Below are 24,917 nucleotides of genomic sequence, written 5' to 3'. Positions count from 1 at the left end.
GTCCCGGTCACCGATGTTTGCGGCGGTGACCGCGACGGCCCAGGAGCAGACCGAGCGTGTCGGTCACGATGTGCCGTTTGCGGCCCGGCACCTTCTTCCCGCCGTCGTAGCCGCGTGAGGCGGCCGGCACCGAAGCTGCGGCCCGCACCGACTGCGCGTCGATGACCCCCGCTGTGGGTTCGGTCTCACGGCCCTCACGCTCACGGACCCTTCCGCGCAGCCGGTTGTGGAACTCGGCGATCAGGCCGTGCTCGCGCCACCGGCGGAAGAAGGCGTAGACCCGGCCCCAATCGGGGAAGTCCGCCGGCATTGCCCGCCAGGAGATCCCTCCCGCGACCAGGTAACGGATCGCGTCCAGCATCTGGCGGTGGCAGTAGCCCTCGGGCTGCCCGCCCCGCCCCTGGAGCCAGGCCGGCACCGGCACCAAAGGCCGGACGGCCGCCCACTCAGCGTCCGTCATGTCCGACGGATACCGGCGCACCCGGTCGGGATGACCGGCCGCGTTGCCGTACACGTGCGCGAGACAGTCACACGATGGAGCAGCCGAGTTGAACTGGACGGGCTCGGACGCATACAACAACGACACCAGGGCCTCCCGGCTTGCTCGGTTCGATTCGCATCCCCGAGCTACCGAGAGGCCCTGCCTTCATGCGCGTACCACCGGAAGATCACCCCGGCGGGAAACCTGTTCGACCCACACGTTCCACGATCGGTTGAGATACGGCTTCTGATGCCAGGTCGTTTGAGAAGGCGGAGGCCCGGGGTTCTCAAACGACCTGGCTTTCGCGGAAGTCGCGATCTCGATAGAGGCAGAACCTCCGGTAGAGGGGGTCCTGGGGTCCGAGAGTGGTGTAGATCCGTGCAATCCCTGGCTCAGCTCGGCGGTCGTCGCCAGATGGAGCTCCTCGGGATCGAGGGCGGCTGCGGGCGGGTCGAGGATCAGGTGCGTCAGCACCACGATCTCGGGGAACGCCGCGAGGTGACTGCGGTCCTCAGCCGAGACCTTCTTGCCCGGCGAAGTCAGTCTCCGTCTCATCCAGCCGGGATAGAGGTCTGAGGGGCATCCGCGCCCGGCCGTCACGCGGGTCGCTACCCGACCGCCCAGTCACCGGTGCGGGCGAACAGCTCGATGTCGGCTTCGTACGGCGCGGGGTCGAGTCCCCGCGCACGCACCCACTCCGTATTGAGGTGGGTGTTCCGGTACGGATCAGCGACGTCGCCGATGATGGTGACGACGCTGCCCCGCATCCCCGTTTGGTGCATCCGTGCCACGAGGTGGCACGTTCCCCAGAAGTTGGTGCCGGTCGCCGGTCCGGCTTCGATCCCGGCAGCAGTGCGAAGCCACCGCATGGCCGCAATGGACGCCGCGTCCGGTACCGGGATCATCAAGTCGATCACCGTCGGCAGGAAGCCGGGCTCGGTGCGTGGGCGACCGATGCCAGGTATCCGCGAGGGCATCCCCGTGGTGTAGTCGCCACACCCGCTCGCCCACGCGGGGAAGTAGGCGGAGTTCTCCGGGTCCACCACGGCCAGCCGCGTCGGATGACCGTGTCGCCGCAGGTGGCGTCCGATCGCTGCCGAAGTCGCCCCGGTTCCGGCACCAGTGACGATCCACTCCGGGATCGGGTGCGGTTCCCCGCTCATCCGATCGAAGATCTCGTCGGCGATCGTCGGCTCACCACACCCGGCCACCGCCCGCTCCGCGTCGCTGAAGTGGTCCAGGAAGTGGCCGCCGAGCTGCTCGGCCAACGCCCTCGCCTCCTCCTGCACCGCAGCGGGCGGCTGCTCGCCCACCTGCCACCGTCCGCCCTCCCCTTCGATCCTGGCCAGGACGTCCGCAGAGGTCTTCGCTGGTACGACAGCGGTGAACACCAGGCCCAACAGCCTCGCGAAGTGGGCTCCGGCGACAGCAACCGCTCCGCTCGTAGCCGCGATCACCGGTGTGTCCGACCTGATAGCGCCGCTGGCGATCGCCTCACAGAACATGGCCCGCACCAGGCGATACTTCATGCTGCCTGTGGGATGTGCGGACTCGTCCTTGACGTAGATCTCGACGTCCCGGATCGCGAGTAGTGGAAGCGGACGCAGGGGCGTCGGTGTCAGATGCAGGCCGTCTGTCCGTACCCGCCGGATCGCGTCGGCAGCCCACGAGTTCGGGTGTCCCGTAGTCATGATCGGACCCTACTGGAGCCGCGGCACCGGGCAGGTCGCCATCTCAGCGGCCATGGTCGACAACGAACCTGCCGCTGTGCCTGCTACCGCGCTTCGGTTCTCAATGCGACAGGACACCAGCCAGTCTCAGATTCATGTCCGATCGGCTACCGACAGGACATCGGCCATGAGATTAGGACATGGAATTTGAGACCCTACAACGCTGGGACATTCCAGGGGGGCGTAGGAGGTGTCCCATGCGTCCCGTTTGGAGCTGAGCTGTCAGTTTCGGGCTCGTGACTTCTCTGCACTACGAGATGAGGCCGACAACCGAGGGTCGGCCGTCGGCCCTTTCAAGGCTCGGAGCTCCTTCACATCGCTTGTGCGGGCGACTATCTGGTTCGGGGAGCCGAAGAAGGAATAGTCCCTCGCGGCCATCGGCGCAACGCAGATAACCTGCGCGAATGAAGTGGATCCCCAGCGGGCCGCTGGCGCGATCGTCGGCTCAGCGGTGGGCGACGCCCTGGGCGGCCCCTTCGAGTTCGGCCCCCAGGGAGCGTTCTCCGCACGGTTTCCCACGCCTGGTGCCGGTGACGAGATGTGCGGAGGCGGTGGCTGGGACCCCGGCGAGGCCACTGACGACACGCAGATGGCCGTCCTGGTCGCGGAGTCGCTGCTGGAGCGGCGCGGGCTGGATCTGCCGGACATCTTCGCCCGCTTCCAGCGGTGGGCAGCGTCAGACCCCAAGGACATCGACTTGCATACCGAAGACGTCCTGACCAACGGCATGCCCTGGGACCTTGCCGCCGCGATCCATTTCCAGGTCAACCAACGAGCAGCGGGAAACGGCTCCTTGATGCGGGCATCGACCTCCGCAGTCCACTTCGCGGCCGCTGGCCAACAGGCCACCATGGACGCGGCCCGCCGTATCGCTGCCCTTACCCATGGGGACCGCGCGGCTTGGGAAGGCACCGCGATCTTCCACGAACTCATCCGCGTCACGTTCGAAGACATCAACCCCCTCACTGCGCTCCCGGACATCCTGGCCCTTATCCACCCCGACCACCGCAGCCGCTACGACACCGTCCTCTCGCCCGACTGGCACCCCGATCAGGCGACCGAGTTCAACGGTGCCGTCTGGCCCTGCCTGGGCTCCTCCGTCTGGGCCCTACGCACCACCGGTAGCTTCGAAGACGCGATACGCGGACGAGTGCTCTACCTGCCAGACCTGCTCCAGCTCGCACACCGTCTCGGAGAAGGGCCATCGATGAGAGGGGGGTGATATCCCGCATAAATGGCGGCGGGGCCCTCGTCTCGCAGCAGACGATGGCTGATCGTCGTCCCCTGGAGCCTGATCACCCCTGCGGGGTGGGTCGGGGCGTCGGCAGCCCCAGTAGAACCGGGCTGCCGGAAGGTGCCGCGTCGAGTTGGCCGAGCTTGGCTTCGGCCCGGCGAGGCTGACGCGGAGTCCTTAGATCGTTGGCCCTCTTCGCACTGGGCACGAACATGGGCATCCGCGCCATCGTGGCGACCGGCGAGCACCGCGAGAGCGAGGCTGCGCTGCGGCACGTGCGCCGGCACTTCATCACGGTGGACAATCTGCGGGCCGCTGTAACGAAGCTGTTGAACGCCACCTTCGCCGCCCGGGATACCGACTGGTGGGGCAGGGCACCGCGTGCGCGTCGGACTCGAAGAAGTTCGAGTCCTGGTCCTCGAACTTCATGACGGAGTACCACGCCCGCTACGGCGGTAACGGCGTGATGATCTGCTGGCACGTCGAGCGGAAGAACGTCTGCATCTACTCCCAGCTCAAGAGCTGTTCGTCGTCCGAGGTCGCGGCGATGATCGAGGGCCTGCTGCGGCACTGCACGGACGCCGAGATCGAGTCCAACTACGTCGATGCCCACGGTGCGAGCGTGGTTGGGTTCGCCTTCACCGAGCTGCTCAGCTTCCGCCTGCTGCCGCGGCTGAAAAACATCGGCAGTATCCGCCTGTACCGTCCGGACGACACCCCGCCCGGCTGGCCCGCACTCGGACCCTCCCTAACGCGGCCGATCCGCTGGGACCTGATCGAGCAGCAGTACGACCAGATGGTGAAGTACGCCACCGCGCTCCGGCTCGGGACGGCGGAGGCCGAGCAGGTTCTGCGGCGCTTCACCCGCGGCGGCCCCAAGCACCCGACCTACCAGGCTCTCGAAGAACTCGGCCGCGCAGTTCGTACGGTGTTCGCCTGCGATTACCTGGCCAGTCCTGGCCTGCGCCGGGAGATCCACGGCGGGCTTCAGGTCGTGGAGAACTGGAACAGCGCGAACACCATGCTCCACTACGGCAAGGACAGCGCCCTGACCGGCCCGGACAAGGAGCACGCCGAGACCTCGATGCTCGCCCTGCACCTGCTCCAGTCCGCGCTCGTCCACATCAACACCCTGCTGGTGCAGCAGGTCCTGGCCGAACCGACCTGGGCATCGAGGCTGAGCGAGGAGGATCGGCGCGGCCTGACCGCGCTGTTCTGGTCCAACGTCAACCCCTACGGCACCTTCCGCCTGGACATGGACCAGCGACTCGACCTGGGGCTCACGGTGCCCCGTGCCCGTGGCGCGACAGACACCGCCGGTCGATCACGTGCGGAGACGCGATGACGAACTCCCGGCAACCCGCCGTCCGGCAGGCAGGGTGGTGTGTCCGAGCAACGGCTGATCGGCCCCGTCACGTCAGACGGCGGTAAAGCCGCCGTCTGCGGGTACCACGGCTCCGGTGATGAAGCTGGAGCGTGGTGAGGCGAGGAAGCAGAGAACCTCGGCGATCTCTTCGGGCTGTGCGACTCGGCCCAGGGGCTGGGCGTCGGCGAACGATGCCAGGTAGGCGCGGCTGTCGGGGCGGATCGTGTCGAGGAAGTCGGTCTCGATGACGCCTGCGGCGACAAGGTTGGCGCGGATGCCCCATGGTCCGCCTTCGACGGCGAGCACCTTGGTCAGTTGGGCCAGGGCGCCCTTGGACGCGCTGTAGGCGGCGCCTTCGGGCAGGGCGACCGTGCCGGCGTAGGACCCGGTGCTGACGATGGTCCCGCCGCCCCGGCTCTGCATCGTTCGGAAGGCTTCTCGGGCGCAGAGGAAGGATCCGCGGGCGTTGACGGCCATCACGGTGTCCCAGTCTTCGGCGGTGGTTTCGGTGACGGGTTTGTTCAGGGTGCGTCCGGCGTTGTTCACCAGGATGTCCAGTCCTCCGAAGGTGTCCAGCGCCGAGCGGACCGCGTGGACGGCGGTCTCCTCCCGCGTGATGTCGCCCCGCATGGCGAGTACGCCGGGGAATTCGTCCCCCAGGGTCGTGACGTCGGGACGCAGGTCGACGGCGACGACGCGGGCGCCGCGGGCATGGAGCAGTGCCACGGTCTCCTTGCCCACGCCGCGCGCGGCCCCGGTGACCAGGGCGGTCTTCCCGGCGAACTCGGATGCTTCGGCAGACGCGGCGGTGGGCGTCATGATGAGGTCCTCTCGTAAAGATCGGGGTCGCGCGCAGTTTCCCGCGCCGGCTGTCTGGGCTGCTGTACGGTCACGCACTCACCAGGCAGACGGCACAGGAGATGAGCGCGCTTGCCGGGCGTGCGCACGGGTGGCGCCGTGGACGCCCGGCGGGCGGGTTGTTCAGTGTGCGGTGAGGCCGCCGTCGACGACGAGTTCCGAGCCGGCCTCGATACCCGGCCAGTCCAGGATTCCGGCGAGGTTCACCAGCACGTCCAGCACGCCGAAACGATCGCGTACGAGGGCCGTCTCCTCCTCCCGCTCCCGGGCGGAGGAGACATCGAGGAGGGCGGTCGCCACCTCCGCGCCACCCGCCTCGATGCGCCGCGGCAGCTGCTGGAGGGGTTCCTGGGCTACATCGGTGATCACCAGCCGGGCGCCCTCCTGGGCGAAGAGTTCGGCGGTCGCCGCACCGATCCCCCGGTCGCGCCCGTGATCAGGGCCACCTTGCCCTCAAGACGTCGTCCGGTCATGAATACGGTCCTTCCCTTGCGTTTGATACGTCTGTCAGCGACTGCTGCCTGCCTCGGCAGTCGGTCCGCTCCCACGAGGAGTCGGTCTCCCCGACCGGAGCAGCTGCTGCCCGAACCCCGTTGTCCCGCTACGCTCGCCGCCCCGCTAGGACGACCTCTGCTCCCGGTGGAGCACGAGGTGTTCGTGGTAGAGCACTCCGTCGCGGATGTCCCCTGTGGCGGTGAACCCGGTGTCGTCGACGTAGTCCAGGTGACTACCGGTGACCGTGTAACGGCCGGTGTACGCACTGGCCCGCTCGCCGCGAGCCTCGTCGTAACGGCCGTCCGGCAGCAGCTCCTGCCGAATGTGCCCGTCCTCGGTCACCCACATACCGACCACATCCACGTGGCCGTCCTCGATCGCGGCCATGGCGGCCCCCTCTCCTCGAACAGTGCGGTCCCTCCCGCTCCACCGAGTCTGCGCAGGTCAGCGGCGACCAACCAGGACGCATGCTCCCTGGGTGCACCACACCCAGGCAGCACGGCGGCGCGCCGCCTAGCCTGAAGACATGGACGACAACCGCATGGGGGACTTCCTGCGCGCACGCCGCGCCGCCCTGCGCCCGCACGACGTCGGGATGCCGAGCCACGGGACCCGCAGAGTCGCCGGGCTGCGCCGCGAGGAGGTCGCCGTCCTGGCCGGAGTGAACGCCGACTACTACACCCGCCTGGAACAGGGCCGCGAACGCAACCCCTCGCCCCAGGTGATCGACGCCCTCAGTCACGCGCTGCACCTCGACGAGGACGCCAGGGCGCACCTGTACCGGCTGGCCGGGGCCACGCCCGGCGACCGACTCTCGCCTCACTCCACCGGGCGCGTCAGCCCCGCCCTGCGACAGCTGATGGACGGCTACCCCAACACCCCGGCGTTCGTCATGAACCGAACCCTCGGCCTCCTCGCGGTCAACGCGCTGGCCCAGGCCCTCTACTCGGCGTTCACCCCGGCGGACAACCTCGCCCGCATGACCTTCCTCGACCCCGCCGGCCCCACCTTCTACACGGACTGGAACCGGGCGGCACAAGCCACCGTCGCCAACCTCCGCGAGGCGACCGGCTTCGAACCGGACAACCCGCGGCTGCGCGAACTCGTCGGCACCCTCACCGAGCACAGCACGGACTTCGCGCGCCTGTGGCAGTCCCACACCGTGCGAGGCAAGACGCAGGACGCCAAACACTTCCTCCAACCGGACGTCGGTCCGCTCACGCTTACCTACCAGGCGTTCGACGTACGCGAGGCACCCGGCCAGCAGCTCGTCATCTACCACGCCGAACCGGGCAGCCCCAGCGCCCACTCCCTCCACCTGCTCGGCTCCCTCCACGCCACCCGGCGCCAAGACCGCTCCCAGCACACAGCTGATCAGCCAACACAACCCGGAGATGCGCACCGATAGTGCGACTTCGCCTCAGCGCGTTTCATAGGTGGTCGCACTCGGCCCGGCAGGGGCCGGAACCGCAGCCACCGTCCGCCCCTCCCAACTGCAACACGGGACACCGAAGCGCTGCATGACAATGGCGTCACGGGCGTGTCGGTCACCCTGGAAACGCCCCGGGGAGTGCGAACAGCCCGCAGCAGGGTCGGTGACCTCAGCACCGGACGGCCGGTGCCTCGGAACGCGTATGTGCGGATCGGCAGCACCACGAAGACGTTCATGGCGACCGTGCTGCTCCAACTCGTCGGCGAGGGACGGCTGTCGCTGGACGACACGGTGGACAGACGGCTGCCGGGCGTCGTCCGTGGCCAAGGCGCCGGCTGGAAGTACTCCAACACCAATTACCTCCTCGTGAACATGGTGATCAAAGCGGTCACAGGCCGTTCCTGGGCACAGGAGGTGCAGGCCAGGATCGTGCGTCCATTGCGGCTCACGCGCACGCTCACCCCCGGCAACTGGCCCTTCCTGCCCGGCCCGCACGCCCGCGGTTACCAGTAGTTCGAGCCCGGCGGTGCCATGGCCGACACCACAATCGCCTATCTGCCCTTCGACGGTGACGCCGACGGGTCGATGATCAGCACGGCGCATGACACCAACCGATTCTTCACCGCGCTGGTAGGAGGTGAGCTTCCGGCCCCTGCCCAGATGGCTGAGATGCACCGCACCGTCGAAGTGCCCGCCGACCACGGCACCCCGCCGGGCACGCGCGATGGCCTCGGCCTCAACTGGACCCCGCTGTCCTGTGGCGGCGGGTACTGGGGACACGGTGGCAATGGATTCGGCTATATGGCGTGGCCCGCCTCCGACGGACGAAGCGCCAAACACCGTTTCCCTGCACAGCCGACCGGGCGATGAGGACACCGCCGTGCGACAGATCCGGGCGGTCGCCGACCTCGTCGACCACGTTCCGTGTTCTTCGCGTGAGGAGGGGACCCCGTAGCATCCGGATGGTCTGGTGCCGGCTGAAGCGACGACCAGCGATCCGCCCACCCGACATCGTCTCGGACAGCAGGGAAATGCTTCGCGCCGCGTCCGGCGGGGCCGGCGAGTGCAATGTGCGGCGGCGCGCTGGGGGGCGGAGCCACGCCACTACAAGAAGCACACCATCCGGTAGGTGGACCACCGCGTCGCGGCCTCGTCCGCGGGCAGCGGCCGTACCCTGTCCAGAAGGCGCCCCTCGCCGTCCAGTCCGTGGGCGGCCAGGCGGGGCTCCTCGGCGTATACCCGCACCCCGGCGTCCAGCAGCCGCCGCACGTCGTCGAGGCGCTTGACGCCGCCCCGCTGTCGTTCCTGAAGGTGACAACCACCCACCTGCGACCGCGACCGGGGCGGTGTCCTCGATCACGAAGCGGATCCGCTCGGCCGGCAGCCCGGGGTCTCGGTCATCTCCGACATGCTCGGCGCGCCGCGAGCCGACTGGGACTTCATGCCCAAGCTCACCATGATCGCCTTCGGGGCGGACGAGAACGCCGGCACCGACCCCCAGCGGATCGCCGAGGCCCACACCGAACTCCTCGTCTACTACGACAACCTGCTGGCCCGGCGGCGGCGCGACCCGCAGGAGGACATCGTCAGCGCCCTCGCCCACGGCACCGTCGACGGTGCGCCCCTGACGGACGAGGAGATCCTGCTCAACTGCAACGGGCTCATCTCCGGTGGCACCGAGACCACCCGCCACGCCACCATCGGCGGGCTGCTGGCATTCCTCCGGGCGCCCGACCAGTGGGCCCGGCTCCGCGCCGAGCCCGGGCTCCTGCCGTCCGCCGTCCAGGAGATCCTGCGCTTCACCAGCCCCGCACTGCACGTGCTGCGCACCGCGCGGCGCGAGGTGGACCTCGGCGGCCACCGGATCCGGACCGGCGACCAGATGGCGGTGTGGCTGCCCGCGGCCAACCGTGACGAGGCGGTGTTCGCCGATCCCGACCGCTTCGACATCGCCCGTACCCCCAACCGCCACCTCACCTTCGCCACCGGCACGCACTTTTCTGCCTCGGCTCCGCGCTCGCCACCAGCGAACTGGCCATCTTCTTCGAGGAGTTCCTGGCCCGGGTGGGTCGGGTCACGCCGCGCGGCGCGCCGCGGCGCATGCAGTCCAACCTCATCTGGGGCTTCACCCTCGCTGCCCGTGACCCTCACCCGCCGCGCGACCCCGTCGCGCCGGCCTGTGCCGGCGTCACAGGTCGGCCCCGAGGACCTCTAGGAGAGACATGACCACTGTGAACCTGTCCGCCGCGGAGCGCCGGGAGACGGGCGCGCTGGCGCCCGAACTGGCCGCCACCGCTCCCGGCCTCATCGACGATCCGCACTGGGTGGCCGAGGCCCGGAGAATGTCCTGCCGTCTTCCATTGCGGCTGCGGGAGGCCACCCGCCGCTATCGCCACGACCCCGGCCGGGACGGCGTTCTGACCGTGCGCAACCTGCCGGTGGACGAAGCGGAGCTGCCCCTGACTCCCACCGTGCCCGAGTCGGTAGAGCGCACCGCCACCCTGCCCGCCGCCGTCGCCGTGCTGGTCACCCTGCAAATCGGCGAGATAGCGGCGTACCAGGACGAGAAGTCCGGTGCGCTCGTCCAGAACGTGGTGCCCGTGCCCGGCCGCGAGGAGTCACAGAGCAACGCCGGCTCCACCCCGCTGGAGCTGCACGTGGAGAACGCGTTCCATCCGCACTGCCCCGACTACGTCGGCCTGCTCTGTCTGCGCAACGACCAGCCCCTGAACGCGGGCACGCTGGTGTCGTCGATCCGCACCGCCCTGGGGCTGCTGAGCCCCGGGACGCTGTGCGTCCTGCGGGAGGAGCGCTTCACCACCGCCGCGCCGCCGTCCTTCCGCGGCGGCGGCCCCGGCCCCGCGCACGCGGTGCTCAGGGGGGACCCCGACGATCCCGACGTGAAGGTGGACTTCCACGCGACGACCGCCAACGACGACGAGGCAAAGGTGGCGGTGGAGGCGCTGCGGGGCGCGTTCCTCCAAGCCGTGCGGACGCTGGTCCTGCGGCCGGGGGAGATGGCCGTCGTGGACAACCGCATCGCCATTCACGGGCGCACCGCGTACCAACCCAAGTACGACGGCTACGACCGGTGGCTGCACCGCACCTTCATCCATCTGGACCACCGCCGCACCCGGGCCCACCGGGCTGGCAACGGAAACGTCCTGTTCTGATCCGCACGGCCCCCGGGGCGGGGCGGAGTGTCATCCGCGAGGCTCATCCGCCCTCCCCCGCGCGGCGGAGGCGGTGCGGCCCCCGGGATGGATGCGCCCGCCGCCCCCACGGGACAGCCTTGAATGTCGGCACCGCGAAACCGGAGGTCACGGTGACGGTCCCCGCGCGAACCCCGGCCCGCCCAGACCCCGGGCTGCCGTCCCCCGAGCCCGGGTGGCGGGTGTGGCCGCGACAGTGGCCCCGGTGGGCGCCCTATGCCACCGCGGTGTGGGGCGTGGTGTACGCCGCCGTCCAGACGGTCTGGGCCGCGACGGGCACCACCGTGCCCTGGTCACCGCATGTGGCCTACGCACCCGGCGTCGAGCTCGCGCTGGCCGTCCTCGCATTGCTGGCCGCCGGGGTCTGCCTGGCCACCCCCTGGCCGTTGGCCCGGCGCGGCCGGGTGACGGTGGCGGCGGTGCTGGCCGTGGCGATCCCCGTCTTCGCGATGGGCATGGCGAGCCTGCCCGCGTACGTCGTCACCTTGGCGGCGCTGTCGGGTGTGGAGAGCGCCACCGGCTTCGCCCATGTCCTGCTGAACACCGTGGGCCTGGCCCTGCTGCTACTGGTCGGCGTCTCCCACCGGCGGCGGCTGCGGAACCGGTGCCCGCGGTGCGGGGCCGGACACCCCGGCGACGGCAGCGGACCGCTGGTCCACCCGCCCGCCTCCGTGGCGACCCGGCCGACCCGGATCCAGGTGTACCTGCTGATGTGCGGGCTTCTGCCGTGGGCGGTCGTCAAGACCATCTGGACACTCGGCGGCGACGCGCTGAGCGTCACGGCGGAGAAGTGGCGCGAGGAGAACGCGGGCGGCTCGGGCGCGGCCAAGGCGCTCGCCTCAGTGGGCATCGACGTCACCGTCCTGGCCGCGCTGGCCGGGATCTTCCTGCTGCTGGGGCTGATGTACCCCTGGGGCCAGGTCTTCCCACGCTGGACACCCCTCCTCACCGGGCGGCGGGTGCCCCGGCTCCTGCCACTCCTCCCGGCGTGGCTGTCAGCCATCGGCCTGTCGGTGTACGGCGTCGTCCTCGTGATCTACGCCCCGCTCAGCGCCGCCGGTGCGCTGCCGCGGATCGAACCGGACGGGACGTTCACCTCCAGCGCGGGAATCACCTGGATGGTGCTCTTCGGCGGACTGGCCTTCGGCGGACTTGGCTTCGCACTGATCACCGCGGCCCGCTCCTACGCCACCCGCACCCGCCCGGCCTGCGCGAACGCCGCCACGGACGCGATGCCTGGGAAGTGATGGCGTACGCCCGGACCACCATCCGTCGGACACCCGAATCCGCCCTGTCGCCGCGGCGAGCTGGCGCCCCGTCATTTGACACCGCGGGCCCACGGACTAGCGGTGTGCGAGGCCGTCGATCATGAAGGCGAGGGTGAAGTCGAACCGGTCGTGGCCCTCGCCGGCGGTGAGCTCGGCGGCGTGGCGGGTTGTGTGGGGATAGGTCTCGGCAGGCAAGGCCATGAGGACCTGGAACAGGTCCAGAGCCTCGTCGATCGCCTTCACCTCCAGGTGCCGCATCACCGCGGTGAGCATCGCCGTGCGCTTCGGCTCCGCCGCCCGCTCCAACAACGCCGCCTTCGACCCCAACGCGTACCGGGCGAGCGCCGCCATCCGGTTCGGCGGGATCTGCGACAGCTTCAACCGCCCGAGCTGGAACGCGCTGATCTCGTCCACCCGCTCCAGCGCGCGGGCGAACGCCGTCCCTGTCGTCCGCGTCGGCGGCCGGCGCAGCCGCTCCAGCTCCGAGAACTCGCGAGCCCTCCGGCGTCGTCAGCGTCTCCACCAGATCGCCGGGCAGCGCCGTATCCACGCGGCGGGCGGCTCCCGCGACGGTGGCGTGCAAGCGCTTGTCCGCGACCGTCCGCGCGACGTCGGCGGGGACCTCGACCATGACCGCGTCGAAACCGGACTGCTTGATCAGTGACAGCAGCCGTTTCCGCTCGGGCGCCTTGGACGGGTCGATCCAGCCCGTCGTCGGCAGCGAGCCACTGGATGGGGTTGAGCGCGATACGCGGGGTTCCGGTGGTGCCGGTCAAGGCATGGGACATAAAGTTCCTTTCATAGGTGGTCTCGGCTCAGCCGACGACGAGCGGGCTGAGGACGGCCGACGGTGCTGAGCGGGCTCGGGGCCGCCGGCACCGGGCATCGCCGGAGTCACACGGAGAACGGGGCTCGGGGCGTTCGCAGGTACTGTCGAGCTGCACCACACGAGCCTGCTGGAAGGCTTCTTCCACGGCGCACAGCGCCCCCAGAATATGGAAGGCGAATCGACGTCGACAACGGCGGCAGCCTCCCCCGCAGCGTTGCGAACGCTCGGCGCGCAGAACGTGGAACGGGTGCGAGCGGTGGGGCCGCCGCTTCGGGTCCACTGGTGCGTTTTTGACGAGATGCGCGAGGCCATGGACACGGCTCGGCGGCATTCGCAGCCCGCCCAACGGGAGTCAGCCGACGGTGGTGGCGACGGCGCGTTCGAAGGCGGCCCGGTCGCCGGCGAAGACACCGTCGGCACGCGGGTACGCGACGACCGCGTCGGTGAACCCGAGGTCCTCGCACCGGGCGAGCAGCTCGCGGAGCCGGCCGACGGTCGTGTACGGGTCGGGCACGATCCGGCTCAGGTTGACGAGGGTACGCAGGCTCGCACGGTCCCGGCCGACCTCGGCGCAGGCCGCGTCGAGCCGGGCGAGCTGGTCGGCCAGCGCGCGGAACGCCTCGTCGGCGGTGGCCACACCGGGTGCGCCGATCGTCACCCAGAACTGTCCGTGCTCGGCGGCGAGCCGCATGCCCCGCCGGCCGGTGGCGGCGATGGCGAACGGTACGCGCGGTGCTCGCACACAACCAGGAACCAGGCGCACGCCGTCGGCTGCGTAGTATCGCCCGGTGGTGGTGACGGGCCGGCCGCGCAGCGTGGCGTCGGCGAGCGCGACGAACTCGGCGAACCGGTCGGCCCGCTGCCGCGGGGCGAGCCGCGGGCCGCCGAGCAGCGTGGCGTCCGGGCCGTCGGCGCCACTGCCGATACCGAGGACGAACCGGCCGCCGCTGAGCTGGTCGAGCGTCATCGCCTGCGCCGCCGTGCTCACCGGGTGCCGGATGTTGGGCGAGGCGACGAGCGTGCCCAGCTCGATCCGGTCGGTGACGGCGGCGGCCGCGGCGAGCGTGGTCATGGCGTCGAACCACGGATGGTCCGGCAGGGAGCCCCAGCGCAGGTGGTCGTACGTCCAGGCGTGGCGTACGCCGAGGTCCTCCACGTGGCGCCAGACCGACAGGCCGTCCGGTCCGGGATGCTCCGGCAGCACCAGCACGCCGAGCCGCACGGTCACGACCGGACACCCAACCCGTACGCGCGCAGCCACCGGTCCACCTCGACCAGCGGTACGAGAAAGTGCCCGCCGCTGACGTGCGTCATCATGTCGTCGGTGCCCTCGGCGACGGCGCGTACCCGGTCGGCGTCGAGCAGTCCGGCGAGCGGCGACGTGTCGTCGTCGGCGATGGCGCAGGCGGCGCGGCGTACCCAGGCGTCGTGGGCCGGGTGGTGCATCGCCGGGTAGCCGGACTTGGCCCGCCATCGGATCTCCGGCGGCACCAGGTCCTCGGTCGCCATCCGCAGCAGACTCTTCTCCCGGCCGTCCGCCACCTTCATCGACCACGGCACGTTCCACAAGTACTCGACGAGCCGGTGGTCGCAGAACGGCACGCGCATCTCCAGGCCCACCGACATGCCGATCCGGTCCACGGCGTCCAGCAGATACGCCAGCGGCCCGGTGAGGCTGAAGTACAGCACCTCGCGCATCCGGGCGTCGAGGCCGGTCTCACCGGGCAGCCGTGGTACCCGGGCGCGCAGGGTCTGGTATCGGTCGCGTTAGGTCTCGTGGGGCCGGATCCGGCGGCGCACGTCGAAGGCGAGGCAGTCGGTGAGTCGCGGCGCGTTGCCCAGCCACGGGAACGTGTCGCCCCACACCGTCTCCCTGCGGTGGAACCACGGGTATCCGCCGAACACCTCGTCGGCGGCCTGCCCGGACAGCACCACCGTGGCGTCCTCCCGCATCGCCTTCGCGAGCAGGTAGTGGGAGCCGTCGAACTGGCCGAGGGTCGGCAGGTCCCGGGCGCGCAGCACCGGTCCCACCCCGCCGGGCACGTCGCGCGGGTCCAGTGTCACGTCGCGGTGTGCGGTGCCGAGGTGCTTGGCGGCGAGCAGCGCGTAGGGGCCGTCGCGGTCGGGGCGCAGGGCGGTTGGCCGGAAGTCCCGCTCGTCGCCCGCGAAGCCGACGGTGAAGCTGCGCATCGGGCCGTCACCGCCGCGCTGGTCGCTGCGTACCGCCAGGGCGGTGAGCACCGTCGAGTCGAGCCCGCCGGACAGCATCGTGCCGAGCGGCACGTCGGCGACGAGCTGCCGGTCGACCGCCTCGGTGAGCAGCCGGCGTACGGTGCCGACGGTCCGCGCCAGGTCGTCGGTGTGCTCCCAGCTCACCAGGCGCCAGTACGGGTACTCGTGGCGGCCGGCGCGGTCGACCCGGACCACGTGGCCGGGTTTCACCTCGTACAGGTCGCGCAGTGGCGTCTCGCCGGGCAACGCCAGCCGCGCGTTGAACAGGATCGGCAGCGCGTGCTCGGACACCTCCGGGCGGAACAGCGGGTTTGCCAGCAGCCCCTTCGGCTCCGAGGCGAACAGCACGCCCGCCGGCAGGGGATGGTAGTAGAGCGGCTTGACGCCGAACCGGTCGCGCGCCAGCACCAGTTCCTCGCGTACGCCGTCCCAGACGGCGAAGGCGAACATGCCGTCCAGGCGTTCGACGCACCCCACGCCCCACTCCAGGTATGCCCGGAGTACCACCTCGGTGTCGCAGGCGGTGTCGAACCGGTGGCCGCGCCCGACCAGTTCCCGGCGCAGCTCGCGGAAGTTGTAGACCTCGCCGGTGTGCACCAGGGCCACCGGAAGCTCGTGCGGCCCGACGGCCGCGACCATCGGCTGGGCACCGCCCTCGATGTCGATGACCGCCAGGCGGCGCTGCCCGATCGCCACGTGCGGCCCGAACCAGGTGCCTGTGCCGTCCGGCCCGCGGTCGCGCATCGTGTCCACCATCGCGTCGACCACGTCACGCTCCCGGCGCACGTCCCGGGTGAAGTCGAGCCAGCCGATCACACCGCACATGCCACAGCCCCTTCGTTCGCGCCCTCGTCCCACCGTTCACCGGCCCCGGCCCTCGCGGCGTGCGTCCTCCGGCCACGCCGCGGACCGGTCCCGGCAGCCGGGCGCGCTCGTGCTCCGATCACAGCTCGGCCAGCAGGCAGGTCTCGACCGCGCCGTTGGCGCACAGCACGACGCCGGGCCGCTCGGCCCAGTCGAACCGCGCGGTGCAGCCGGCACCGACCCCGCCGAGCACGAACGGGCTGACCACCGCGTTCGCCGCGACCCGGGTGATCTCGCCGGTTTCGGCGAGCAGGTCCACCGGGTACGGCGCGGATCGCACGATCTCCTGCGCGACCGGATAGCCGGTGCGTACCCCCTCGTCGACCAGGCGGGCCCAGTCGGTCGGCTCGGTCCATGAGCCGAACGACACCTCCTGTGCCGAGCACCCGGTCGCTCCCTTGAGGACGAACGACTCGCGGTGCTCGATCAGCAGTTGGGGCAGCTCGTACCGCCGGCCCCGCCAGGTGACGGGGCGGTCGCCGACGACACGGCTCCACGGGACGTACCGCGCGACGAGATCGCGGTCGGCGGCGCCCATCCACGGCACGCCCTCGGACAGGCGGGCGAGCACCTTCTTCGTGTGCAGCAGCCAGGACGTCTGCGACGGGATCATGCGGAACCCGGCGTCCAGCGCCCGCCGCGCCGGCCCGATGTCATGCCCGACCGTACGCATGTCGTCCAGGTCGAAACCGCACAGTCCGACCGGGTGCCGGAGCGTACCGGGGTGGCCGAGCGTGTCGAGCAGGTCGGCGACCTGGACGTGCGTCGCCTCGATCCCGTGGGTCCGCAGTCCGTCCAGCCACATCTGCACGCTGCGGCCGGTGGCGAGCACGGTGCCGTCCCCGACGTCATTCACGACCACGATGCCCGGCGGTACGCCGAACTCGGCGCAGGTGCGTTCGACCAGCGCCGCGAGGTGCACCCACGGGTCCACCCCGAGGTACGCGGGGCGGCCGGCCAGCGCGGCGATCCGGCGCCACGCCTGCTGATGCGCGTGGCAGTCCGGCATGCCGCCGAACGCGCCGGAGACGTTGAACTCCACGAACCTCGGTCCGTCCGGCCCGATGACCACGTCCGCCCGGCCCATGTCGGCGCAGTGCCGCAGCTCGAAGTCCTCGTCCGCGGTGAACAGCGGCACGTCCGCCCGGTCGATGCCGAGCGCGGCGATCCGCCCGGCCCGGTCCGGCCCCGCGTGCAGCACCGCCCGCCGGATCAGCGCGAGCAGGTCGGTCGCCGCGCGCAGCAGCTCGCGGAACTCCGCCACCGGCAGCAGCAGCGGCTGCAACGCCACCGGATACGCCGGGAGCGGACGCAGCCCGCGCATCTCCTCGACGACGATCTCGGCTATCCGCCCCGGCGCGACGCCGGTCTCCGGTGGTTCCCGGTACCGGTCGAACCATCGTGCCGTGCATGTCGCGGTCATCGGCCAACCTCCGGGGTGTGCGGTGGGATCTGGTGTCGTGGCGGCGGTCAGCGCGCAAAGAACTCGTCCAGGGCGAGCGACCGGACCTCGTCGATGCCCTCGTGCGTACGGGCCAGGTCGAGCCGGGGCGGACGCGTCTCGTCGTGGAAGTACACGGCGCGCAGACGGTCCCGACCAACGATCTCCACGACCGGGTTCGCGACGAGGAAGTCCCGCACCGCGGGGGTGTCGTGGCGCGCGTGCCACCACAGCCGGTGCGCGCCCAGGTGGGTCGGCCCGAGTACGGCGCGCGACGCGAGCTTTCGTTTCCGCTGGAAGATGCCCTGGCTGAGGAACGGCTCGATACCGCCGAAGTCGACGGTCCGCGCGCCGAAGCCGTGCGCCCACTCCAGCAGCAGGAAGTCCAGCACCCGCGACGACCCGTCCCGGTAGTGTTCGTCGCTGCCGTCCAGCACGCCGAACAGACGCAGCGTCAGTCGGCCGCGCCGGGCGTCCCACCGGCCCAGCGAGCCGGCGACACGTTCGCCCTCGCGGGTCAGGAACGCCAGGACGCCGTGCCCGAAAAGCGCCTCCCGGGCCAGATCCACCGGCTCGCAACGGGCCCGGTCACCGTGGCGCCCGCGCATCGTCGGCAGGTACATCCGGTGGTAGAAGTGCTCGAACGACGCGCTGTCGGCGGCGATCTCGAGCCCCCAGCGCGCCCGGCGCCGCGCCGACCGCACCCAGCGGCGTTCCGATTCGGAGACGGTACCCAGCCACTGGTCCAGGCCGCCGCCCAGGTACGCGAGCAGGTGCAGACGAAACGGCAACACCAGCGCGGACCGGGTGGGCAGCGCCGCCGCCTGCGCCGCGGAGCAGCCGACCGCGACGAGGTCAGCGGGTCGGGGCAGCAGGCCGCGCAGCACGGCGGCCCGGTCGACACGTTCGGCGGTCCGGTCGGTGGTACCGCAGCCGAGCGCCTCCCGCCGCTGCTCCAGCAGTTGATGGATCTTCACGACACCGTCCGGCACGCCCGCGTACGCGATGGTCGGGGTATCGGGCCGCGCTGTCGACGTGACGGCCACCCAGGGACGTACGCGGGCGGCGAGCCACGCGTGCGCGGCGACGACCCGGCGGTCCGTGCCGGACACCCACTGGTACCGCAGCCGCAGCCGCGCCGCGTTCAGCACACCCTCACCGTCCTCACGAGACCGTCACGGGCGGCTCGGCCCGCCCCGGCGTACGCAGTGCCCACCGGCCGACCGTCGGTGTCGGCAATCCGGCGGCCAGGAACACGAACCCCAGCGCGAACCACCCGGCCACGCCCCAGTCGACCAGCAGGAACCCGAGCAGCGCGGGCGCGAGCATCACCGCCGCCGCGGACGCCGCCGTGAACACCGACTGGTACTCGGCGTGCGCGTCTTGCGGCGTCAGGCCGGTTGAGATGCCCCAGCCGCTCGCGGTGAACAGCAGTTCGCCGACCACCTGCACGACGCACGCGACGAGCAGCAGGACCACCACGGGTACGCCGGAGCCGCCTCGGGTCGCCGCGAACAGCACGCAGGACGCCGCGAGCGCCGCGGCGCTCACCGCGGTGAGCCGGGTGGACCGGGCGACGCTGGTGGCGGCCCGTGCCACCCGCCTCTGGAACAGCAGGATCGCCGCCGCGTTGACGGCGATGAGCGCGCCGAGCACGGTGGGTGGGGCGGCGGTGTGCGTCGTGACCCACAGCGGTACGCCGACGTCGGCGACCCCCCACACCAGCGCCAGCACCCCGCACAACGCGGCGATGGCGAGGAACCGCCGGTCCCGCAGCACCAAGCTGCGCCGCCGCACGCCGAGGTCGGTGAGCGACGTGAGGTGCGGGACCCGCAGCGTGGCCAGCCCGGAGGCGACGCAGCCCGCGGCGTACAGGCCGAGGACCGCGAGGTAGGCGGCACGGCTGTGCGCGGCAAGCGCGATCGCCCCCAGCCCGGATCCGGCGAGGAACCCGGCATGCGCGACGACCTGACCGGACGAGATCGCGTCGAGCGGCTTTCCCTGGTCCGCCAACGCGGTCAGCACCGCGATCCGTATACCCGGGGCGGACCGCTGCGCCAGCGCCACCACGCAGGTGACGAGCAGGAAGCTCCACCCGTTGCGCACCAGCGCGTACCCGAGCACGGCGACGCCCCGCGCCAGGTCGAGACAGACCAGCGTCTCCCGGACGCCGAGCCGGCCGGCCCAGTGCCCCATCGGAATGCCGAGCAGCACGCTGCCCAGTCCGCCGGCCGTCACCCCGAACGCGAACACCGTCGGCGACAGCCCGACCGACCGGGTGAAGTACACCGCCCAACAGGTCATCCAGCCGCCGGATCCGACCGCGAGCACGAACGTGCCGACGTTCATCCATCCCAGTGGTCCACGTACGGCGGGCAGGTCGGCCCTCACCGCACCGCCTCGCGTTCCAGTGCCGCGTACACGATCGTGGCCAGGTCGTCAACGTCGGCGGCCGTGTGCACGTGCTCGGGCGGGATCGGGGTGAAGTCGGCGACGCCGTAGCTGCCGGAGCCGTGCACCAGGACGTCCGGTTCGTGAACCAGGTCGCGGTCGATCGCGTTGAGGATCCCGGTCAGCGCCATCACCAGCGACCACTCCCGCAGGTCGGCCGGCTCGGCGGGCAGCATGTACCCGGTCGGCGCCAGCATCTCCCGCAGCGCCGGGTAGCGATGGAGGCACTCGTACCGCGAGACGACGATGCCGTCGCCGCCCTGTTTGCCGATCAGCGCGTTCATCTCCGGCGAGGTGGTCGGGTTCCGCGTGTAGAACGTCGGGTCCAACCTCTCCGTGACCGAGGCGGTCACGGCCGGGAAGCGCGGGTCGTCGTCCTGATGGTAGTGCCCGGTCCGCGCGTCGAACCGGTACGTCGGCATCGCCTCCCGCGCGGTCGACCCGAATCGCAGGCTCAGCACCATGTCCGCGGTGTCCAGATGCTGCACCAGCAGGTACCGCGGAGGTGTCGGGGTGTGGCCGGCGGCGGCCAGTCGGCGTACCCCGAGGTCGTGGCCGAGCAGGCCGAACGCGCTGGACACCGCGTGCACGTGCAACCGCGCCTCGGCCGCCGGCAGGTGGTCGTGCTCAACCAGCGCGCGCACTGTGTCCGCGACCCGGTAGTTCGCCAGGTCCAGCGTGTACCAGAGCCGTACGCCGTGCTTCTCGCGCAGGTCCGCGGCGCACCGGTCGACCATGGAACGGGCCAGCGCCTTGACCCGGTCGGTGTCGGCGCCCGGGTACACCGCGACCGGGTTGGCGTGCCGGGCCGCGTCGTCCTCGTCCAGCGGCGACGCCCACATCTTGCCCCAGGACGCCGCGGGCACCACCACCATGATCGACACCTCGTCGGGCGTGGCCAGGCCGGTGCGGTGCGCGGTCAGCACCGCGTCACGCAGCGCCGTCGCCTTGTTGCCGGACGACGGCGTCACGATCATGACACGCTCCCCGGTGCGCCGAACGTGCTCGGCGGCGCGGGCGACGATCAGCAGCGACGGGAACGTCTTCGTGGTTCGGGTGCGCGGGTTGCGCATCAGGTCCAGCAGGCGCAGCCGTCGGCCGTGGTACTCGCCGAGGTCGGCGACGGCGATGTCGGACGCCGCGAGGTACGCGCTGAGCGCGGGGCCGGGCGCGGGCAGATGCCGGCCGACGTCGTTTCCGCCGACCGCGCTGGAATTGCGCTGCATTTCGGCGAAAGCGCCGCGCACCTGCTCGTCGTAACGGGCGAGTGCATTTTCCACGATGACCGGGTCTGTGTTCGCGGAGCGCACGTCTCCCCCTTCCCGCGGCACGCGGCCGCGGCGCCCGAACCACACTGGCGATTTCGCCCCATCGTCCGCAAGGTCGGTTCGGGACGCTAGGCCGATCCGTAAAACCGTGTCAAGTCTTTGCAAGAGTGTGGCCGGTTCTTTGTGCTGCACGTCGAGAGCGTGCTCATACTGGAATCCGGCGTCGCCGTAAGCGTTCTGGTTGCCTCGTGGACAGGCGCGTCGGCAAATGTGACTGCGAAGCGTGATCCGCGGGTGATCCGCGCTTTCGGCGGGGATCGGCACCACTGCCTCGACGACATGTATGACTCGTGGATGACCTGGGAGAACGCACCTTTGGTCGGTTACGCCGACGTGTTTTTTCGATCGCGTTAGTAACGGTGAGTGCGGCACGGTGGGTCGACGGGATCTCGATATCGGGAGATGGTCATGATGGTGCCGGAGTCAGCTCGGATCGGGCGTTTCTGTTGGAACCCCACGTACGCGTGCCCGCTGCGGTGTATCCACTGCTACACCGAGTCCGGGCGGCGTGCCGCTCAAATGCTGCGCGAACCGGAAATGCGTCGCGTGGTGCAGGCGATCATCGATGCCCGGCCGAAGCGCGTATCGGTCGGCGGTGGGGAGCCGCTGCTGGTGCCGTGGTGGGAGGAAATGTTCGGGCTGTTCAAATCGGCCGGCATTCCGCTGACCGTGTTCACCAGCGGCTGGGTGTTCGACGACGAGGCGGCCGAGAAGCTGGCGTCACTTGTCGCCACCACGACGGTCAGCGTCGACGGGCCGAACGCCGTGGTGCACGACCTGGTGCGCGGCCGGGCGGGCTCGTTCGACCGGGCGATGGCCGCGCTGGAGCGGCTGACCCGGATCCGGCGGGAGCGCACCGCGCGCGGCGAGGACTCCTGCGCCGTCGCCCTCGACTACACGGTGACCCGCAGCGGCCTGCCCGGCATCGACGACTTCGTGGCCGAGGCGTCGGCCCGGCTGCCCGGACTCGACTCCATCACGTTCGGCGCGGCGATGCCGATCGGTGTCGCCCAGGAGTCGGGGTTCGTCGAACACGAACTGCTGTCCGACGACGAACTCGTCGGCCTGGTCGAGGCCGAGTCCCGGCTCGCCGCCCGCGCCGTCAACGGCGTCCGCGTCACCGTCACCGACGCCCGCTTCTTCCTGCCCAACTCCCCGCTGTACGACCGGGGCGCCGAGATCGCCACGATCGAGCCGGACGGCTCGCTGCGCGCGCACGGCGCGTACGAGGCGAAGGTCGGCAGCCTGCTCGACGAGCCGGTCGACGTGCTGTGGAGCCGGGCGCTGGAGTGGCGCAACGACCCGTACGTGCGGGAGCAGACACACTCGATCCACAGCCTCGCCGACTGGGCACGCGCGTCGAGTGCACTCGACCGGCGGTATGGGTCGGACGCCGACAAGAAGCGGATAGCCCGCCGCGACGGCGCGAAGCGGGTCATGCTGCCCGACCCGACGGTACGACGGACCGGCTGAGTCGCGTGCCTCGACCGGGGGCGCCCGCAGCGGCGGGGCAGGCCCGCCCCCTCGGTACGGCGTAGTGCCGCGCCACGGCATACGATCGAGACGTTCCTGTCCGGCCGGGCGCTGCTCGCGGTGCTGGTCACCATGCGGAAGATCCTGGACGACCGCATCGGCGGCGACCCCGAGCCGGCGACCTGGGCGCTGGCCAGGTCGCCGTCTACCGACGCACGCGGATGGCGATCGTGAGGCCACGCACATCCGGCCTGACGGCGCCGAGGTCACCACCATCGTCCTGGACTCCCGGAACCTTCCGCTCCCGGGCGTCGAATCCGGCCTCGCCCAGGCCGGGGCCAGCGCTGTTGCCGTACGCACGCTCATCGGTGCTGTCCCGGCGCTGGACACCCGGTTCCGTTCGGGCCGGGCGGCCCGAGGTGCCGCCTCGGACTCGGGCTGCCAGTGTTCCTCTCCCTCAAGGCCGAGCACTCCCCCATCACCTCCCGCGTGGTCGAAGAGGCCCTCAAGGCGATCGACCAGCGAGATGCTTCAGCTGAGCTTCAACCTCTGACTGTATTGGTCAACTGAACCATGACCGCCTGCTCTACGTGTCACTGACGGGTGGGCTCTGGGCATGCCTGGGGCCACGCCGCACAGGCAGTTCGCCGACGTCGCATCTTCTGCGGCCAGGCGAGAAAACCGTCGGCAAGAAGGACATCGACATGAACAAGCGCATGCGGGCCGGAATGGTCGCGGCTGTCGCCGCGACAGCAACGCTGGCTACATCTTGCGCCAGATAACCGTCCCTGCCGGGCAGGGCACCGGCTGGCACTTCCATGACGGCACTCTGTACGGCTACGTCGAGAAGGGAACGCTCAGCCACTTCGACTCCACTTGCAAGTCCGACGGTCTCTACGAGTCGGGCAGTCTGTTGACTGAGCCTTCCGGTTCCCAACACACTCACATCGGGCGGAACCTCGGTACCACACCCGTCGTCCTGAACGTGCTGTATGTCCTCCCTCATGGTGCGCCACTGCCGGAGGATTCCCCCAACCCTGGCTGCGACTTCCAGTAGCCAAAAGGTTTCGTCGGCGCAGGTGGGGCTGCCCCTGCCCCGAAGGTTTCGGGGCAGGCGACGGGGGCGCCGCGCCACCGTCCGGTTTCCTGCTCGGGGACTGGCGGCTGGGCGCGAGCGCCACCTCCACCGCGGTGGCGGCCGGGCGGGCGGTGATCCGGTGCTTGAGGTCGGCCCTGGCCTCCTTGCGGGCACCCGACTCCCATACGGCGAGCAGCTCGGCGAAATCCTCCAACGGCAGGCCCGGATGCTTGGCGGCGCCGATGAAACGTCAGCCGCGCGACCGTGTCCTCGCCGTACGGGCGGTAGCCGGCCGGACTCCGTCCGGCGGACAGCAGCCCGGCGTCACGCGGCGTCGCACGAGCTGTCGTCGGACCCGGTGATGCCGTCGGCGCGGTGCGGCCCCGGCGCGTTGAGCCGGTAGTGGTCGCCGATCATCCGCAGCGTGAAGCACGCGACGGCGGCCCCCAGCGCGGCGGGCACACCGTAGACCCCGATGCGTTCGCACGCGACGGTGATCCCGGCTCCCAGCAGCGCGGGGATGGCGTACAGGTCTGCGTACAGCACCGTCGGCAGGCGCAGCACCAGCACGTCTCGCAGTGTGCCGCCGCCGACGCCGGTCACCACGCCGAGCAGCACCGCCTGCGGCGCGCCGATGTGATATTCCAGCGCGGTGGTCGCGCCGGTGACCGCGAACAGGCTGAGGCCGGCCGCGTCGAACACCGTGATCAGCGTCCTGTAGCGCTCCAGGTGCCGCCACAGCAGGAACGTGACCATGCCGCCGGCTACCGCGACCGCCAGGTACCGCCAGTCGCTGAACGTCGCCGGGGGCAGTGCGCCGGCGAGCACGTCCCGGAGCACACCACCGCCCAGGGCGGTCATCATGGCGAGCGTGAGCACGCCGACGATGTCCAGACGTGCCACTCGCGTCGCCGTGAGCGCGCCGTTGAGCGCGCCGTTGAGCGCGAACGCGAACGTTCCCAGCAGGTCGAGCACGAGGTGCAACACTCCATAGCCATGCATCGTCGGCCCCTCACACGTCCCCTCGGCACTCTCTCACCAGGTCACAGTGCGCGCACCGCGTTGACCCGAACGGCCGACACGCGATGCGCGACCCGTCGCCCCGCTGCCACCCTGGACCCCGGCGGGATCAATGTCGGGCGAGT

At 70.7% G+C, this 24,917-nt stretch carries 19 protein-coding genes and 4 pseudogenes; 9 read left to right on the top strand and 14 right to left on the bottom strand.

What is annotated here, in order from left to right; translation table 11 throughout:
- Positions 1 to 7 precede the first annotated feature (7 nt).
- Both ABD329_RS48275 and ABD329_RS23360 read right to left on the bottom strand, forming a co-directional pair.
- The gene (locus ABD329_RS48275) at positions 8 to 460 is read right to left on the bottom strand and encodes a transposase (RefSeq protein ID WP_281404598.1); all 453 of its coding nucleotides are present in this window, start codon (positions 458 to 460) and stop codon (positions 8 to 10) included.
- Between the two features lie 629 nt (positions 461 to 1,089).
- On the bottom strand, positions 1,090 to 2,172 hold the full coding sequence (locus ABD329_RS23360) for a PLP-dependent cysteine synthase family protein (protein ID WP_198275306.1): 1,083 nt from the start codon (positions 2,170 to 2,172) through the stop codon (positions 1,090 to 1,092).
- Between the two features lie 448 nt (positions 2,173 to 2,620).
- On the opposite strand from ABD329_RS23360, the gene ABD329_RS23355 reads away from it, so the two are divergent.
- Both ABD329_RS23355 and ABD329_RS23345 read left to right on the top strand, forming a co-directional pair.
- Positions 2,621 to 3,433 (top strand): ADP-ribosylglycohydrolase family protein, encoded by an 813-nt coding sequence (locus tag ABD329_RS23355; protein ID WP_198275307.1) that lies wholly within the window; start codon positions 2,621 to 2,623, stop codon positions 3,431 to 3,433.
- A gap of 224 nt (positions 3,434 to 3,657) precedes the next feature.
- Positions 3,658 to 4,790, top strand: a pseudogene (locus tag ABD329_RS23345) (transposase).
- Between the two features lie 72 nt (positions 4,791 to 4,862).
- Here ABD329_RS23345 and ABD329_RS23340 read toward each other — a convergent pair.
- The 3 genes from ABD329_RS23340 to ABD329_RS23330 form a co-directional block, all read right to left on the bottom strand.
- Complete coding sequence (locus tag ABD329_RS23340; RefSeq protein WP_198275308.1) at positions 4,863 to 5,630, bottom strand: SDR family NAD(P)-dependent oxidoreductase; 768 nt, start codon at positions 5,628 to 5,630, stop codon at positions 4,863 to 4,865.
- A gap of 162 nt (positions 5,631 to 5,792) precedes the next feature.
- Positions 5,793 to 6,041 carry an SDR family NAD(P)-dependent oxidoreductase gene (locus ABD329_RS23335; protein WP_246618174.1) on the bottom strand — a complete coding sequence of 83 codons (249 nt, stop codon included), beginning with the start codon at positions 6,039 to 6,041 and terminating at the stop codon, positions 5,793 to 5,795.
- Positions 6,042 to 6,287: 246 nt separating this feature from the next.
- A complete protein-coding gene (locus ABD329_RS23330) occupies positions 6,288 to 6,551 on the bottom strand; it encodes an Atu4866 domain-containing protein (protein WP_182467980.1) in 264 nt (87 codons plus the stop codon).
- Positions 6,552 to 6,690: 139 nt separating this feature from the next.
- Between ABD329_RS23330 and ABD329_RS23325 the strand changes: the two genes are divergently transcribed.
- The gene (locus ABD329_RS23325; protein ID WP_198275309.1) at positions 6,691 to 7,572 is read left to right on the top strand and encodes a helix-turn-helix transcriptional regulator; all 882 of its coding nucleotides are present in this window, start codon (positions 6,691 to 6,693) and stop codon (positions 7,570 to 7,572) included.
- A gap of 132 nt (positions 7,573 to 7,704) precedes the next feature.
- A pseudogene (locus ABD329_RS23320) lies at positions 7,705 to 8,466 on the top strand (serine hydrolase domain-containing protein).
- 234 nt (positions 8,467 to 8,700) lie between these two features.
- Here ABD329_RS23320 and ABD329_RS23315 read toward each other — a convergent pair.
- Positions 8,701 to 8,922, bottom strand: coding sequence for a hypothetical protein (locus ABD329_RS23315; protein WP_198275310.1), 222 nt, complete (start codon positions 8,920 to 8,922; stop codon positions 8,701 to 8,703).
- An 82-nt stretch (positions 8,923 to 9,004) separates the two neighbouring features.
- Between ABD329_RS23315 and ABD329_RS23310 the strand changes: the two genes are divergently transcribed.
- From ABD329_RS23310 to ABD329_RS23300, 3 genes are all read left to right on the top strand, one after another.
- Positions 9,005 to 9,811, top strand: coding sequence for a cytochrome P450 (locus ABD329_RS23310; protein ID WP_246618166.1), 807 nt, complete (start codon positions 9,005 to 9,007; stop codon positions 9,809 to 9,811).
- Between the two features lie 7 nt (positions 9,812 to 9,818).
- A complete protein-coding gene (locus ABD329_RS23305) occupies positions 9,819 to 10,769 on the top strand; it encodes a TauD/TfdA family dioxygenase (protein WP_198275311.1) in 951 nt (316 codons plus the stop codon).
- Between the two features lie 152 nt (positions 10,770 to 10,921).
- Positions 10,922 to 12,055 carry a hypothetical protein gene (locus tag ABD329_RS23300; protein ID WP_344316841.1) on the top strand — a complete coding sequence of 378 codons (1,134 nt, stop codon included), beginning with the start codon at positions 10,922 to 10,924 and terminating at the stop codon, positions 12,053 to 12,055.
- 216 nt (positions 12,056 to 12,271) lie between these two features.
- Here ABD329_RS23300 and ABD329_RS23290 read toward each other — a convergent pair.
- The 7 genes and pseudogenes from ABD329_RS23290 to ABD329_RS23260 all read right to left on the bottom strand — a co-directional run.
- Positions 12,272 to 12,680 (bottom strand): annotated as a pseudogene (locus tag ABD329_RS23290) (Tn3 family transposase); the annotation flags it as partial.
- A gap of 577 nt (positions 12,681 to 13,257) precedes the next feature.
- The gene (locus ABD329_RS23285; protein ID WP_198274743.1) at positions 13,258 to 14,133 is read right to left on the bottom strand and encodes an LLM class flavin-dependent oxidoreductase; all 876 of its coding nucleotides are present in this window, start codon (positions 14,131 to 14,133) and stop codon (positions 13,258 to 13,260) included.
- Positions 14,130 to 15,962 (bottom strand): annotated as a pseudogene (gene asnB, locus ABD329_RS23280) (asparagine synthase (glutamine-hydrolyzing)). The gene ABD329_RS23285 and the pseudogene asnB overlap by 4 nt, the downstream one beginning before the upstream one ends.
- 118 nt (positions 15,963 to 16,080) lie before the next feature.
- Positions 16,081 to 17,424 carry a hypothetical protein gene (locus ABD329_RS23275; RefSeq protein ID WP_198274744.1) on the bottom strand — a complete coding sequence of 448 codons (1,344 nt, stop codon included), beginning with the start codon at positions 17,422 to 17,424 and terminating at the stop codon, positions 16,081 to 16,083.
- 47 nt (positions 17,425 to 17,471) lie between these two features.
- Positions 17,472 to 18,593 (bottom strand): hypothetical protein, encoded by a 1,122-nt coding sequence (locus ABD329_RS23270; protein ID WP_198274745.1) that lies wholly within the window; start codon positions 18,591 to 18,593, stop codon positions 17,472 to 17,474.
- 13 nt (positions 18,594 to 18,606) lie between these two features.
- Positions 18,607 to 19,791, bottom strand: coding sequence for an MFS transporter (locus tag ABD329_RS23265; RefSeq protein WP_198274746.1), 1,185 nt, complete (start codon positions 19,789 to 19,791; stop codon positions 18,607 to 18,609).
- 38 nt (positions 19,792 to 19,829) lie between these two features.
- Positions 19,830 to 21,173, bottom strand: a complete 1,344-nt coding sequence (locus tag ABD329_RS23260; RefSeq protein WP_198274747.1) for a DUF6002 family protein — start codon at positions 21,171 to 21,173, stop codon at positions 19,830 to 19,832.
- A 450-nt stretch (positions 21,174 to 21,623) separates the two neighbouring features.
- Between ABD329_RS23260 and ABD329_RS23255 the strand changes: the two genes are divergently transcribed.
- Positions 21,624 to 22,694: a radical SAM protein gene (locus ABD329_RS23255; protein WP_344316839.1), complete on the top strand. Its 1,071-nt coding sequence runs from the start codon at positions 21,624 to 21,626 to the stop codon at positions 22,692 to 22,694.
- Between the two features lie 766 nt (positions 22,695 to 23,460).
- Positions 23,461 to 23,751, top strand: a complete 291-nt coding sequence (locus tag ABD329_RS48270; RefSeq protein WP_425574372.1) for a cupin domain-containing protein — start codon at positions 23,461 to 23,463, stop codon at positions 23,749 to 23,751.
- A 345-nt stretch (positions 23,752 to 24,096) separates the two neighbouring features.
- On the opposite strand, the gene ABD329_RS23250 is transcribed toward ABD329_RS48270, so the two are convergent.
- Positions 24,097 to 24,747, bottom strand: coding sequence for a trimeric intracellular cation channel family protein (locus ABD329_RS23250; protein ID WP_309142584.1), 651 nt, complete (start codon positions 24,745 to 24,747; stop codon positions 24,097 to 24,099).
- Positions 24,748 to 24,917: the final 170 nt, after the last annotated feature.

Source organism: Streptomyces javensis (genome assembly GCF_039525925.1).
GTDB lineage: Bacteria > Actinomycetota > Actinomycetes > Streptomycetales > Streptomycetaceae > Streptomyces > Streptomyces asiaticus.
This window is presented reverse-complemented; position numbering and strand designations above follow the sequence as displayed.